Consider the following 14288-nt stretch of genomic DNA (forward strand, 5'->3'; position numbering starts at 1 on the left):
TTGGCTTAATGAGGTAAGTTTTGATAAAAATTCAGGGCTTGAACGATCTGGGTCCGAATCACCGGGATGTTGTATTCGCATTTTCCTATTTCTGAAAGCAAGGAAAAAAGAAGTGTGCTTCCTTCGTTTTTTTTGTCCTGCAAGCATAAATCGACAATACTTTCTAAATCCTGATCCGGAAGAGTCACTTTGCCATACACATGGATAAATGAATCAACGATTAGTTTTAGATCTCTTTCAGGCATTCCATTCATCTGGCTAGAAAGAAAGCCCTCGCATATCATTCCTATGGCAATGGCTTCACCATGGAGGAGATGCTGAGAGGAATCCAAGTAAAAGGTCTCCACGGCGTGTCCGATCGTGTGCCCAAAGTTTAGAATCTTTCGTAGTCCTGCTTCTTTTGGGTCTTGAAGCACAACATTCTTTTTAATTTCTACTGAATGCTTGATCAATTTCCTCCAGTCGGAATTTTCCCAATCTTGAAGATTCAAACTTTTGAAATAAGCAGCATCATGAATCAGGCCATGCTTCATGATTTCCGCAAAGCCAGAACGTAATTCCTGAAGTGGAAGTGTACCTAAAAATTCATCGGCAATGATCACAGCTTCTGGTTCGTTGAAAACACCAAGATGATTTTTCAAGCCATTGAAATCCACGCCAAGCTTCCCGCCGACACTCGCATCAACTTGCGATAGTAGGGTAGTGGGGATATTGATAAATCGAATTCCACGCTTATAGATAGAGCTACAAAATCCACCCATATCCGTGATCACTCCGCCTCCGATATTGATTACTAAAGCCTTGCGATCAAGGTGTGCTTCCGTCATTTTGGTCCAGATTTTCTCGCAAGTAGCAAGCGTCTTGTTGCTTTCCCCTGGAGAGGCCACAAAAATACTTGCCTCGTTGGAAATGAGAGATTGGACCTTAGGCAGGCAGTACTTTTGACTATTTTCATCGCAAATCACAAAGAGCTGCGAATGAGGAATAGACGAAAGGCACTGCGCTAAATCTTGGGATATAGATTCGGAAAATAGAATTGGGTGCACGCTGTGAAAAATTTCAGAAGGCAAAAATAATGGTCTCAAGTTCGAAAACCTGAGACCAAATATGATTTATTTTTTAATTGGGGCAGCTTCTCGGAGTTGCTTTTCTTGACGCTTCACAGACTCTTCATGGATACAGTACAGAAGCTCTTTCATGAATTTCTCGCTGAGCTTTTTCTGAACTCCCTTCTGAGTTCTGCTTTCCATCACTTCCTTCCATCGATCTGACTGGAAGACGGTGAGGTGATTTTCTCGCTTATGCTCGCCAATCTGATCGATCACAGCGAATCGCTCCTGCAGGATATCTAGCAATTGATCATCCATATGATCCACTGCACGGCGTAGGTCGTTAAGTCTTTCGCTTGGCTTTTGGCTTTCCATTGGGTTTTTGAAATCAATGGATTGCAAAATTTCCTTCAGAGCCCGAGGAGTTACTTGTTGTTTAGCGTCAGACCAGGCATTATCAGGGTCATGATGCGTTTCGATCATCAATCCATCCAAACCAAAATTCATGGCTCGCTGAGAAATCTCTAGAATCCCGTCTCGCTTTCCTACGATGTGACTTGGGTCATTAATCACTTCCATTCCTTCCCAAACTCGCTTCAAGTGGATAGGCATGGACCAATTTGGCTTATTTCTGAATCGCTTGTCATAGGCGTCAGAGAATCCGCGGTGAATGGCTGCTAGCTTATCGATCCCGACTGCATGCATTCGTTCGATTGCTCCCATCCAAAGGTCCAAGTCAGGATTCATTGGGTTTTTTACCATTACTGGTATATCTACTCCCTTAAGAGCTTCAGCGATTTCTTGAACTGCAAATGGGTTAACGGTGGTTCTTGCCCCGATCCAAAGCACATCAACCTTATTTTTCAAGGCAATTTCTACATGTCCTGCATTTCCAACCTCAGTGGTTACTGGGATATTTAAATGATGTCTCACGATTTCCATCCATTTAAGTCCTTCTTCACCGATTCCTTCGAAGCTTCCTGGTCTAGTTCTAGGTTTCCAAATTCCAACTCTGAAAAGTGAAGGGATAACATTCTCTTCTATCATGCCTTTACAGATGCTTTCGATCTGCTCGGGAGATTCGGCACTGCAAGGGCCTGCGATGATTAGTGGAGAATTCAATCCGAGTCCCCAGTCTTTGATTTGCTTGTGTGGTTTCATGGTCTTGAGCATTAAATGAAAAAAGCCCGACTCTTTCGAATCGGGCTTTATGTGTTTATATTTTTTTTAGTTTTTGGCTAGACAATACACAGCTCCGATTCGATGTTGGCTTCGAAAGTAAAAGTAGAAGAAGGTAAAATAAATCGCTGCTGCTAATAACATGTTCCAAATGTATATTCCCAATGTTTAAAAACAAAATTAATTTTTTGGCATTTCATTGCGTTTTGTTCAAGCTTTCAATGGTTTCATTACTTTTTTTCTAATTCATCAAAAAAAATAAAGCCAAATCAGCATAAAATTCTGTATAAGCTCGATTTAAAGAAATAATAGATCGAATTGAAATATTTAATAAAAATTAGAATGTTCAGTTGAGTAATTGTGCCTTATTCAAAATTCTTTAAACTGCTGTTCCGATTCTCGTAAGAGAAGGATCTAAAATAAATATTGAGAGCTCCCATAATCTGGACGTACCTTTGTCCTATGTCCACATCTACTAAAAGCCAAGCCGAAATTCTCTCTAAACTTGGAATCACTGCCTTGAACCCTATGCAGCTGTCTGCCCAAAAGGCTATTCGATCGAGCGAAGAGGTGATTTTGCTTTCCCCAACGGGAACTGGTAAGACCTTGGCTTTTTTACTTCCATTGATTGAGAAATTGGATGAAAATATCTCCGAAATCCAATTAATGATCATAGTACCGTCTCGTGAACTAGCGATTCAGATCGAACAAGTCATTCGAGAAATGGGGACGGGATTTAAAGTCAATGCAGTGTATGGAGGTCGGGCAGGGTCTAAGGATCGCATCGAAATTAAACATAGACCAGCAATTTTGGTAGGTACTCCAGGTCGAGTATCTGATCATTTGCAGCGAAATGCATTTGAGACCCAATTCATCAAAACCTTAGTGTTGGATGAGTTTGACAAATCCCTTGAAATTGGCTTCGAGGTGGAAATGAAAGCTATCCTGGATTTGCTACCTAAAGTGAAAAAGAGAATCTTGACTTCGGCGACTCAAGGTGTTCAAATCCCAATATTTGTTCACTTGAAAGCTCCCGTAATCCTAGATTTTTTGGGAGAAAAAATCAGTGAACTTCAGGTTAAACTTGTGCTTTCTCCAACAAAGGATAAACTGGAAACCTTGATTAGACTTATTGCTCATTTGGGCAATCAGAACGGTATAATCTTCTGTAATTTTAAAGATGCGATCCAGCGAACCAGTGATTACCTCACCGATAATGGGATCTCCCATGGCACCTTTCATGGAGATATGGAGCAGCAAGACAGAGAGCGTTCCTTGATCAAATTCCGGAATGGAACGCATCAGATTTTGCTTTCAACGGATTTGGCCGCAAGAGGCATAGATGTCCCGGAATTGAATTTTATCATTCATTATCACTTGCCGAATAGAGAGGAAGAATTTACCCATAGAAATGGGCGTACAGCTCGGATGAATGCCAAAGGCACGGCATTTATTTTACATTATGAAAAAGAAAGACTATCTGACTTTGTGGGGAAACCTTCTATTGAGAAATTGAGCAACCGTCCACTTCCTGCACCTTCGGAGTGGTCCACCTTGTTTATTTCAGGTGGACGAACCAACAAAATCTCGAAAGGTGATATCGCAGGATTGTTTATGAAGCAAGGTCACCTGAGTAAAGATCAATTGGGAGTGATTGAGCTAAAAACTGACTGCGCTTTCGTAGGAGTAAAAACCGAACAGATCGAAAAACTCCTTCCAAAGGTCAATCAGGTGAAGCTAAAGGAGAAAAAAGTTCGGGTCACGCTGATCTGAAAAAAGCAATTCTACTACACTTTCTCCATTCGTAGATTAATCCACTTTATCCAGAATCTCAGTTTGTTTTTTAACGGATTCTTGATGTATTAGAGCAAATAGTTCTTGGATGAGCTCTTCGTTAATTCCCATTTCTTGACCCCACACCGGTCTAGTCTCAAAGATTTCTTTCCAACGATCTAGATCCAAAACAGCCACATTATTCAATTTTTTATATTCTCCGATTTTCTCGATTAGAGTCATTCTTCGATGGATGGCTTCTAGTAGTTCATGATCTGCCTGATCAATCTGAGCACGGATTTCTTCCAGCTGATTTCTCATTTGTACCCCTTCGAAATGAATGCTTCGAGTTTTCAGATTTTTAAGCATTTCTCCAAGTGCCTGAGGTGTCAATTGCTGTGCGGCATCTGACCAAGCCAAGTCAGGCTGGTGGTGAGATTCGATAAGAAATCCATCAAAACTCAAGTCCAGCGCTTTTTGTGCAATGATTTGGACTAATGAGCGCTTGCCTGCAATATGACTAGGGTCACAAATCATTGGAATTTCTGGGAAGGTTCTTTTGAAATCTATAGGGATCTGCCACATGGGGGAATTTCTGTACACTTGCTCCCGGAGATTGCTGAACCCTCGGTGAACCGCAGCAAGATCAGTGATTCCAGCTTTCTGAAACCGTTCAAATGCACCTTGCCATAAACTTAAATCTGCATTGATGGGGTTTTTGATTAGTACCGGTACTTTTGCTCCTTTTAAGCTTTCTGCTATTTCTTGCACGGTAAACGGATTTGCCGTGGATCGAGCACCTACCCAAAGCATATCCATATCATGCTTCAGTGCTAATTCTACATGGTTGGCAGACGCTACTTCGATGGCGAATTTCACCCCAAATTCTTTTTTGGCAGCCTGAATCCAGGGCAACGCTATTTCACCAACTCCTTCGAAGCTACCTGGTCGTGTCCGTGGCTTCCAAACTCCTCCTCGGATCCAAGAGATTCCCTCTTTTTTCAACTGGCCCACTGTGGTCATCAATTGCTCAGGAGTTTCTACGCTGCAAGGTCCAGCAATGACGAAGGGAGCCTCGTTTTGCTTGGATTTATTTGAGGGAAAGAGTTCAGTGATCATTGGGTTTGTTTTTGGGTTTAACTAACGGATTTAACATTTCGTTCGATCTTCGACAGGCGTTCGCTCGGGGTAGAAATTGCTTTTTCAATATTCATAACAATTAAGAAGTTGAAGTGGTTTTTTTGATATCTTTGCGACTTTATTTGCATGCTATGGCGGTAAAACCCAAAATTTCTTTTGAAAACCTTGAAGTGGCCTTTGCCTCGAAGTCTGACTCTGAGCTTCGTCGTACCCATCTTGTTTTCGCTCTTTTGAACAATAAGCTGATCTCTGACATAGGGATTGCATTGACCAATATTTCGTTCAAAATCGGCCTTCCTGTCAAAGGGATTATGAAGCAAACGATGTTTGGACATTTTTGTGGAGGTGAAACCATTGCCGAAAGCATTCTTGCGTGCAAAAAATTAGCTGAATTTGGCATAGAGTCTATCCTCGACTTATCCGTGGAAGGAAAAGGAGACGAGCAAAGTTTCGACAAAACAACTGAAGAGATTTATCAAACCCTAGTCGAATCAGCCAAAACGGACTACATGCCTTTTGGGGTATTTAAGGTTACGGGCCTTGGCGATTATCAGCTGATGATCAAATACCAAAACGGAGAAGAATTTACGAAATCTGAGTCCGAAGCTTTTGAGCGGATGCGTGGGAGAGTGGATAAGCTTTGCAAGGCTGCACATGACCTAGGATTGAAGATCTTGGTAGATGCAGAGGAGTCTTGGTTTCAAAATACCATCGATGATCTGGCTTACGAGATGATGGATAAGTATAATCACAACCGCTGCGTGGTATATAATACCTATCAAATGTATCGCCATGACTCACTTGAGAGATTGAAAAAGGCACATGCTATCGCAAAGGAAAAAGGCTATTTCTTTGGTGCAAAGCCAGTACGAGGGGCCTACATGGAAAAGGAACGTGAGCGCGCTGAAGAAATGGGCTATACCGATCCCATCCAACCTAACAAGGAGGCAACAGATCGAGATTACGATTTAGCGCTCGATTATGCTGTTGAAAATGGAGTTTATCTCGTTTCCGGCTCGCATAATGAGAATAGCAATCTTCATCTCACCGAACTGATGGATCGCTTTGATATTGATCCGGATTCAGATCGAGTTTTCTTTTCCCAGCTATATGGAATGAGTGATAATATTTCATACAACTTAGCCAATGCTGGCTACCGAGTAGTGAAATATGTTCCTTATGGCCCTGTAGAAAAGGTGATGCCCTACCTCACTCGACGTGCTTCAGAAAACAGCAGTATTGCAGGACAAAGCAGTCGGGAATTTCAATTGATCAAAAAAGAAATAGCTCGCCGCAAGGCGAAATCATAAACAAACCTAGTGGGTGAATATCTTTTGCCCCAAACCTAATATTACAAGATGCAGCATCTGAACGAACAAGAAATCGAAAGGAGAAAAGACCGAGAGGAATTGATGAAATTAGGAATCAATCCCTATCCGGCTGAAGCTTTCCCTATCAATGTCAATTCGGCTGATATTCATAAAAATTACGAAAACCGAAAGACTGACTACAAGGATATTTCCATTGCAGGAAGATTGATGAGCCGAAGAATCATGGGTTCGGCATCTTTTGCGGAGATTCAGGATGCTACGGGAAGATTGCAGATTTACGTTCGACGTGATGATATCTGCCCAGGTGAGGACAAAACGCTTTACAATTCTGTTTTCAAAAAGCTACTAGGAATAGGAGATTTTATCGGGGTGAAAGGCTACATGTTCACCACTCAGACGGGTGAGATTTCATTACACGTCACCGAGCTGAAAGTTTTGTCTAAATCCGTGAAGCCGCTACCCGTGGTGAAGCGTGATGAGGAGGGAAATGTTTACGATGGGTTTACTGATCCTGAGTTGCGATATCGTCAACGTTATGTGGATTTGACGGTGAATCCAGAATATAAAAAGACCTTTGTGACTAGAGCAAAAATCATCTCTCAGATGAGAAGATATTTTGACGATCATGGATGGCTAGAGGTGGAAACCCCCATTTTGCAGGCAGTTCATGGTGGTGCAGCTGCTCGTCCATTTGAGACGCATCACAACACCTTAGATATGCCGCTTTTCTTACGAATAGCGAATGAGCTTTATCTAAAAAGGTTAATTGTCGGTGGATTTGACGGAGTATATGAGTTTGGTAAGATGTTCCGAAATGAGGGAATGGACCGAACTCACAATCCAGAATTTACTTCCATGGAAATCTATGTAGCCTATAAGGATTACATCTGGATGATGGAGATGGTGGAAGAATTGATTGAGCAAGTGACACAAACTATCCATGGCAAAACCACTATCAAGGTTGGAGCGAACGAAATTAGCTTTGCGGCTCCTTACCGACGATTAACCATGTTTGATTCTATCAAAGAATACGCTGGAATTGATGTGAGTAAGATGGATGAAGCTGAGTTGAGAGAGGTGTGTAAGAAGCTTGCAATAAGTATTGATGATACAATGGGTAAGGGGAAATTGATCGATGAAATCTTTGGAGAGAAAGTCGAAGCCAATCTGATTCAGCCAACCTATATCACAGACTATCCTATTGAGATGACGCCTTTGGCGAAAAAACATAGGACTGAGCCCGGTCTAGTTGAGAGATTTGAGCTTTTTGTCAATGGAAAAGAAATCGCCAATGCCTACACAGAGTTGAACGATCCAATTGATCAGCGTGAGCGATTTGAAGATCAACTGAAACTTGCTGCACGAGGTGATGATGAGGCTATGGCCATGGATGAAGACTTCCTTCGTGCATTGGAATATGGTATGCCCCCAACTTCTGGGTTGGGAATTGGAATCGATCGATTGACCATGCTGATGACTGATAATACCACGATTCAAGAGGTGCTTTTCTTCCCACAAATGCGACCTGAAAAGAAGGCGGTGGAAATGAATGAAGAGGAAAAAGCAGTTTTTGAGCAGTTGAAAGGAAATAGTCCGATGGAGCTTTCTGCACTGAAGGATCTTGCTGGTTTGAGTAATAAAAAGTGGGATGCTTCGCTAAAAGGTCTTCGAGCAAAAGGGGTAATCGATATCAAAAAAGAAGGAGAAACTTTGACCGTATCTCTTTTGGATTAAACCAGACATAAAAAAGCGAAAAACCGAGCTGAAAGCTCGGTTTTTTTATTTCGTCTTGGGTGAAATGTACTTTGGTAAATTGAACTCCAAGTAAATATTTAAGCTCAAATCAGAGTTTTGGGTCAGAGATTAATCGGTTTAATTTTTTTACTTATCCATGGATCCAAATACTTGCTTGAGTAAGTCAGATTTCCTTGCCGCCACGTTATTTCGGATTTTCAATTCTTCTTTCGCTATCTCAATAAACAGTCCATCTATGGCCTTTTGGGTGACGTAGCCAGTGAGGTCGGTATTTACTTTTTTCACAAAAGGCACTTTGTTATACCGCGTTGTTACATCCTCCCAATATTTGGTTGCGTCGACTTTTTTAAGGCTGTTGTCGATAACGGGAGTGAATTTCACCGTAAGGCTGTCATTTGTGGATGATTTGAAATAGGAGGTCGCAGCATCTTTTTCTCCGGTTAAAATTGCTTTTACATCCTGAATGCTCATTTGCCGGATAGCACTTTCAAAAATTGGTTTGGCCTCGAGAGCAGCATCTTCAGCAGCCCGGTTTACACTGACGATCACTTGATCCACCATCCAGTCTAACCCCAGAGAACGAAGCGTATTTTCAATGTTTTTTGCCTCAGGAGGGAAGATGATTTTCACATCCAAATTACTAAGGTATCCATCTGGACTATGCAATCGGTCTGCTGCGATATCCGTCGCTACAGCCAAGGCTTCTTTTAATCCTGCATTCATTTGTTCATTGGTGGGTTTGAAAATGCTTTGACCAATTGAAAAATGATTTATTCCCGATAGAAATATGCAGATAAGGATAATTTTGATCGAATAAGTTTTTTGGAACATGGAGATGATTTGAAAGGGTTTATCCCAAGAACGGAATTTCACAGGATAGGATGTGTGATTACTCAATTGATCTTGAATAAAAATTTAAACTGTATTCGATGATCTGTTAGGTACTTTTTTCTCTTTCATATCTTATGCTTATGTTTAACTAAACCTATTAAACACCAGCTCATGAACCTCAGACTTAATTCCGAATACGGAACCTTACGTGCAGTTTTGATGCACAGACCAGGTAAGGAAATTGATCGTCTCACCCCGTATAACAAGGATTTTTTACTTTTTGAGGATGTTCCCTATCTGGAAGCCTTGCAAAAGGAACATGATTTTTTTTCAAACCTAATCAAAGAGTCCACAGGTGCACATGTGTATCAGCTTCGTGAGCTTTTAATACGAGTGCTATATGATAGAGAATTGCTGTTTAATTTGATGAGTCAGGCGCTTGCCAAGGCTCGTCTGACGCATTGGGCCGAGACTATTTTGGACCGATATTCTACAGCTGAGTGCGCCGGACTCTTAACAGCAGGGATCAAAATCCATGAGTTGAAACGTAAAATTCCAAAGCTAGAAACGGGTGAACTGATGGATTCTGCTTTTGCCATTAGCCCTTGTCCAAATTTGTATTTTCAGAGAGATCCTATGGCACTTACTCCAGGAGGAATTATTTTTTCAAGTATGAAAATGGAGGGGCGGCAGCGTGAAGCCGATTTGCTGCGTACGATTTTCGAAAATCATCCCGATTTTAAAGATCATATTACTACTGCTTATTCACCTGTTGGGTTACATCAGCCTCCGAGTATTGAAGGGGGAGACGTGATCGTGATTTCTCATGAGGCAATAGCAATTGGGAACTCTGAGCGCACTGATGCCAAGGCCATTTATGCTGCCGCAAAAGTACTCATTGCTGAAGGCACGGTAAAGCGGGTTTATGAAGTTCATTTGCCCGAAAAAAGAAACTATATGCATTTGGACACGGTGTTCACCATTTTGGATGAGAACCTTGTTTTGACTTATCCAGATGCTTTGAATTCTGTTTTGCAAACTTCTCTCTACACTTTCAAAGATGAAAAGGATGGAAAGGTTAACATCAAACGCGAAGTGTTGCAGGAGTCACTTTTAACGGTTTTGGAGCGAGAAATACCTCATCTTGAAATTTTACATACTGCCGATGGAAATCCAGATTATTCTCTGCGTGAGCAGTGGTTTGATGGAGCAAATGTGTTTGCAATTGGACCTCGTCGTGTGATTTCGTACAACAGAAATATTCACACCAATCGAGCTTTGAGAGATTTGGGAGTGGAGGTTTTGGAGATTCCATCCTCTGAGCTTTCCCGAGGACTGGGAGGCCCCCGATGCATGACTATGCCTCTGAGCCGAGCAAGAGTTTAGAAAGTTGATTTTGTAATTACTAAAGCCTTTGTCCTGAATGGGAGGCTTGTCAGACTGAGCGTAGTCGAAGTCTATTGGTATGCAATTAAGCATATTCAATCCTTTATAACTGACGAAACCAATACGGTAAAAGCTATTTATGAGACAGTCTTTCACTTCGGCGTATCTCAATCGAAGAAGGATCTTCGTCTCGATACTTTCAAATCCTGCAGAATGCTTGATTTCACACGAATGTCAATATTGTAGGAGGTAAATCGCCCAAAAGGAATCCAATTCACATTCATCTGCCAGCAATGTAGATCCCTGGCAATACCGATCATGGATTGAGTGATTGCTTGAGCCTGAAGGTCAAATCCAGTGTTGAAGTTGATTTTCCATTTTTCTGAAATAGAAATATCCCCACTCAGGTTGACGCCTTGTACGGTATTGACAAAACCGTTGACGGCTTGGCTGTAGCTCAGGTTGTATCCAATATTTAGATTCCAGGGAATATTCCAATCTATGTATTGACTTGGATCGGTGACAATTCGGTTGATTTCACTTTCCACGAATTCGTTCATTACTCCTCCCTGCTGCAAGAAATTATTGGTGACTTCATCTCGGACTTCCCCTGGAGTACTCGCACTGCTCGGGTTGAGCGAAATATTCATGTTTAGTGATGCATTCCTGATCGTTCCTATGCCTTGTCCATTTTTCCAGGCAAATTCATTTACTCTGCGAACGCTGGTGGCTTCCCCATTTACAAATTCCCGTGTGGCATATGGATCCAGAGTTGTGGACACGTTTACAGAAAGCTTCCGATTAAAGAAGCTCGTTCTGGCACTTATGGTAAAGGGTGCCAGATTGAATGAATCGGCTGCAAAATTATAGCTGGTATTGAGATTTAGGGTTTCTAAAAGGGGGATTTTCTTGGTGGTCGCTTCAGCTGTATCTGACTTATTTCGAATTTTTGCTTCCACCACACTTCGAATATTAAGGCTCATTGCTCGAGACTCGCCAAGTGGTGCACCTCCATAAATGAAGCCTTGATGTCTAGAGTAAAGCCTACGATCTCCTTCATTGTTGATCTGCACATCCTGATAGTAGCCAAAGGATGGATTGGAAAAATCAGGGGTATAGCTGAAGCCTATAGAAGGTTGGATGTGCTGCCGGATGGTTTGAAGTTTACCGTTTCCTTTGAAATTGAAAAAGCCGTAAATATTGGTATTTAGATTGAAGGAACTGGTGAAAAAGCTTACTCGATTGAAGCCGTCTTCCTCGATTCTGTCCACTCGTTCTTGAGCAGGATTATAGAAATAATTAATTCGCTTCAGATACCAAAGCTCTGAATAGTTCATGGAAGCTGTGCCTGTGAAATGCTTGAAAAGCCTGAAATTCGAACTAATCGGAATTTGATGTCTGGCGCCATTTCGCGCATTTTCGAGCAATAGTCCAAGATTAGCAACGGTAAATGGGATTAAATCAGGAGAACCATTATTGGGAACAAATTCATTCGATACACCAAACTCCTGCTCCACCTTGTTGGTGATGGAGTTTTGCATGTTAAAATTGTAGGAGAGATTCAGTGTTTTTAAAGGCTCGAATTGCACATTCTTAAATGGACTCTGCCGATTCATGTTCAAAGAAACGGTAGGAAGGTCCACTCTGACTTCTCCCGTTTGCACACTTTGAGAATGCCGCATATTCGCAGACATTGAAAAGGGAGTATTCGCAAAAGTTTTGGAATAGGCTACGTTTGAGGTGAATTCCGAGGAGGTATTGGTTTGAAAGTTATTTTGGCTGATGATATTGTTAAAGTAGCTCGTGGTTCCTGCATTTACAGAGGCTGAGAAGCGGCTATTCCCTCGAGTTTCTGGCGCGTGATTCCACTGAATTCTGAAGGTATTGTAGTCCACAGGATTAAGCTCAGTTTCAGGTGATTTGAACTTCTGGAAGTCCAAATTAAAGCCACCACTAAACTTGTATCGCTTTTTGTAAACAGCCTGAGATTTCAATCCCCAGCCACCATTAGAATAGATATCACCTGTAATTCTTGCGTGGATGAAATCATTGATCGCAAAATAATAGCCAAGGTCACGGAGGAAAAGCCCACGTACTTGTTCATTTCCGTAGCTGGGGAAGATGACGCCCGAGGCCTTTTCTTCAGGGGTATTGGGAAGGAGTCCAAAAGGAAGACCTAAAGGGGTAGGAATTCCATTGAAATATAGATTAAATGGTCCAGTCACCACTTGCCCATCTGATACAGATTTTATTTTCTTAGAAGAAATATGCCAGTGAGGCTCTGTGAGCTTACAGGTGGTATAATAGCCGTGACTCAGATATACGCTTCCGTCTTCTGTTTTTTTGATTGTTTCACCTCTCAGGATACCGTCTTGTTGCTCGGTGACGACGTCTTTGATAATTGCTTTTTGGGATTGGAAATTGTACCTCATTTCCTTTCTGATTTCATAGACGGTTTCCCCTTCTTTAAAAAATGGATTTCCGGTTACATTCCCAAGGCTGTCAGTTACTCCAGATGCATAAACTTCCGATTTGTTCATGTCAATGATGATCAAATCGGCGTCGAGCCGCATCTCACCATATTCAAACCATGCTTGATTATAGAGATAAACCTTGTTCTCCACAAAGTCAGAGATGATACTATCTTCAGCAAAATAGACGATATCACTCAAAATGGGACTTGTGGGCATAATTTTTGCCTCTGCATCCAAGGACAAAGTATCTGCAGGCAAAGTCAGCGTATCTGCACCGATCGCAGGATTATCCAAGGTATCCGGAAAAGTTAGTCTTTTCTCCACCGGGGGTTTTCCAGACTCCTGAGCATCAACACCATGACTGAAGCAGAGGATGGTCGCGAAGGTGAAAAGAAGGAACTTTAAATGCTGCACAGGTTTTGCGCTTTGTTTGATTTTGAGTGAAATTTGGTGTAAAGTTAATTGTATTGCCCTCATGGAAAGACCCAGAAACAAAAAATTTATCCTTAGCATTCTTTTAGTTATTCCTTTTCTATTTGGAGGATTTATTTCCAATGAAACGATGATGCCGGCATTTAGGATGAAAAAAATCGTTTTAGATGCAGGTCACGGTGGAAAAGACCCAGGGAATTTGGGGTCAAAGTCTCGTGAAAAGGATATTAATCTTGCTGTTACTTTATTGGTAGGGAAGTATATCGAAGAAAATCTGCCCGACGTAGAGGTGGTCTATACCCGGAAGGATGATAGCTTTCCAACATTGAAACAAAGGCCTCAAATTGCTAATAATAATAAGGCAGATCTTTTTGTGTCCATTCATTCCAACTCCGCAGCAAATAAGTCTGCATATGGTACGGAGACCTTTGTAATGGGAACCAAGCATTTCGAAGCCAATTTTGATATTGTCAAGCGTGAAAACTCGGTGATGCTCTTGGAGGATAATTACGAAGAAAACTATGAGGGATTTGACCCAACATCGCCAGAGTCGTACATGCTTTTTAATTTGGCTTCTAAAGTGAATTTTGAAAATAGCCTTTCACTTGCCGATCAGATCGAAACGCAATTTAAGGATCGAGTAGGAAGAAAAAGTCGTGGAGTTAAGCAAGGTCCATTTTACGTGCTTTGGACACCTTCTATGCCTTCAGTGCTCGTAGAGCTTGGCTTTCTTTCGAATAGTACGGAGGAAAGATTTCTGATGAGTCGGCAAGGCCAAGAGTATATGGCATCAGCCATTTACAGATCTATCCGAGATTATAAAGAGAGAATTGAAGCGAATTAATTTCGCCGATTATATAAATGAATTAGCCCTTTATCTTCAAAATAAAGGGCTTTTTTTATCTTCGCCTATGAACAGATTCTGTAATCCATCTGTT

10 protein-coding genes are annotated in these 14288 nt (G+C 41.6%); 5 read left to right on the forward strand and 5 right to left on the reverse strand.

What is annotated here, in order from left to right; genetic code table 11:
- Positions 1 to 5: 5 nt before the first annotated feature.
- Together aroB and ACFOSV_RS10545 are read right to left on the reverse strand one after the other, a co-directional pair.
- On the reverse strand, positions 6 to 1046 hold the full coding sequence (aroB, locus tag ACFOSV_RS10540; protein ID WP_377905976.1) for a 3-dehydroquinate synthase: 1041 nt from the start codon (positions 1044 to 1046) through the stop codon (positions 6 to 8).
- A gap of 66 nt (positions 1047 to 1112) precedes the next feature.
- Entirely contained in the window at positions 1113 to 2210 is a 1098-nt protein-coding gene (locus tag ACFOSV_RS10545; RefSeq protein WP_377905977.1) for a chorismate mutase, read from the reverse strand.
- Between the two features lie 480 nt (positions 2211 to 2690).
- Between ACFOSV_RS10545 and ACFOSV_RS10550 the strand changes: the two genes are divergently transcribed.
- Complete coding sequence (locus tag ACFOSV_RS10550) at positions 2691 to 4001, forward strand: DEAD/DEAH box helicase (protein ID WP_377905978.1); 1311 nt, start codon at positions 2691 to 2693, stop codon at positions 3999 to 4001.
- A gap of 36 nt (positions 4002 to 4037) precedes the next feature.
- Here ACFOSV_RS10550 and ACFOSV_RS10555 read toward each other — a convergent pair whose 3' ends face one another.
- A complete protein-coding gene (locus ACFOSV_RS10555; RefSeq protein ID WP_377905979.1) occupies positions 4038 to 5120 on the reverse strand; it encodes a chorismate mutase in 1083 nt (360 codons plus the stop codon).
- A 152-nt stretch (positions 5121 to 5272) separates the two neighbouring features.
- Between ACFOSV_RS10555 and ACFOSV_RS10560 the strand changes: the two genes are divergently transcribed.
- Together ACFOSV_RS10560 and lysS are read left to right on the forward strand one after the other, a co-directional pair.
- Positions 5273 to 6451, forward strand: a complete 1179-nt coding sequence (locus ACFOSV_RS10560; RefSeq protein WP_377905980.1) for a proline dehydrogenase family protein — start codon at positions 5273 to 5275, stop codon at positions 6449 to 6451.
- 48 nt (positions 6452 to 6499) lie between these two features.
- Positions 6500 to 8206: a lysine--tRNA ligase gene (lysS, locus tag ACFOSV_RS10565; protein WP_377905981.1), complete on the forward strand. Its 1707-nt coding sequence runs from the start codon at positions 6500 to 6502 to the stop codon at positions 8204 to 8206.
- 147 nt (positions 8207 to 8353) lie between these two features.
- Here lysS and ACFOSV_RS10570 read toward each other — a convergent pair whose 3' ends face one another.
- Positions 8354 to 8950: a DUF4197 domain-containing protein gene (locus ACFOSV_RS10570; protein ID WP_377905982.1), complete on the reverse strand. Its 597-nt coding sequence runs from the start codon at positions 8948 to 8950 to the stop codon at positions 8354 to 8356.
- 279 nt (positions 8951 to 9229) lie between these two features.
- On the opposite strand from ACFOSV_RS10570, the gene ACFOSV_RS10575 reads away from it, so the two are divergent.
- Positions 9230 to 10444 carry an arginine deiminase gene (locus tag ACFOSV_RS10575; protein ID WP_377905983.1) on the forward strand — a complete coding sequence of 405 codons (1215 nt, stop codon included), beginning with the start codon at positions 9230 to 9232 and terminating at the stop codon, positions 10442 to 10444.
- A 167-nt stretch (positions 10445 to 10611) separates the two neighbouring features.
- Here the strand turns inward: ACFOSV_RS10575 and ACFOSV_RS10580 are convergent, their stop codons facing one another.
- Positions 10612 to 13332 carry a putative LPS assembly protein LptD gene (locus ACFOSV_RS10580; protein WP_377905984.1) on the reverse strand — a complete coding sequence of 907 codons (2721 nt, stop codon included), beginning with the start codon at positions 13330 to 13332 and terminating at the stop codon, positions 10612 to 10614.
- A gap of 61 nt (positions 13333 to 13393) precedes the next feature.
- On the opposite strand from ACFOSV_RS10580, the gene ACFOSV_RS10585 reads away from it, so the two are divergent.
- The gene (locus tag ACFOSV_RS10585; protein ID WP_377905985.1) at positions 13394 to 14194 is read left to right on the forward strand and encodes an N-acetylmuramoyl-L-alanine amidase family protein; all 801 of its coding nucleotides are present in this window, start codon (positions 13394 to 13396) and stop codon (positions 14192 to 14194) included.
- Positions 14195 to 14288: the final 94 nt, after the last annotated feature.

This window comes from Algoriphagus namhaensis, from assembly GCF_042649705.1.
Taxonomy (GTDB): Bacteria; Bacteroidota; Bacteroidia; order Cytophagales; family Cyclobacteriaceae; genus Algoriphagus; species Algoriphagus namhaensis.

What these genes read in the sequence shown, in the direction of transcription:
- ACFOSV_RS10550 (WP_377905978.1), top strand. Translation starts at nt 2,691, where the DNA reads ATGTCCACATCTACTAAAAGCCAAGCCGAAATTCTCTCTAAACTTGGA.
- ACFOSV_RS10560 (WP_377905980.1), top strand. Translation starts at nt 5,273, where the DNA reads ATGGCGGTAAAACCCAAAATTTCTTTTGAAAACCTTGAAGTGGCCTTT.
- ACFOSV_RS10585 (WP_377905985.1), top strand. Translation starts at nt 13,394, where the DNA reads ATGGAAAGACCCAGAAACAAAAAATTTATCCTTAGCATTCTTTTAGTT.
- ACFOSV_RS10545 (WP_377905977.1), bottom strand. Translation starts at nt 2,210, where the DNA reads ATGAAACCACACAAGCAAATCAAAGACTGGGGACTCGGATTGAATTCT.
- ACFOSV_RS10575 (WP_377905983.1), top strand. Translation starts at nt 9,230, where the DNA reads ATGAACCTCAGACTTAATTCCGAATACGGAACCTTACGTGCAGTTTTG.
- lysS (WP_377905981.1), top strand. Translation starts at nt 6,500, where the DNA reads ATGCAGCATCTGAACGAACAAGAAATCGAAAGGAGAAAAGACCGAGAG.
- ACFOSV_RS10555 (WP_377905979.1), bottom strand. Translation starts at nt 5,120, where the DNA reads ATGATCACTGAACTCTTTCCCTCAAATAAATCCAAGCAAAACGAGGCT.
- ACFOSV_RS10570 (WP_377905982.1), bottom strand. Translation starts at nt 8,950, where the DNA reads ATGAATGCAGGATTAAAAGAAGCCTTGGCTGTAGCGACGGATATCGCA.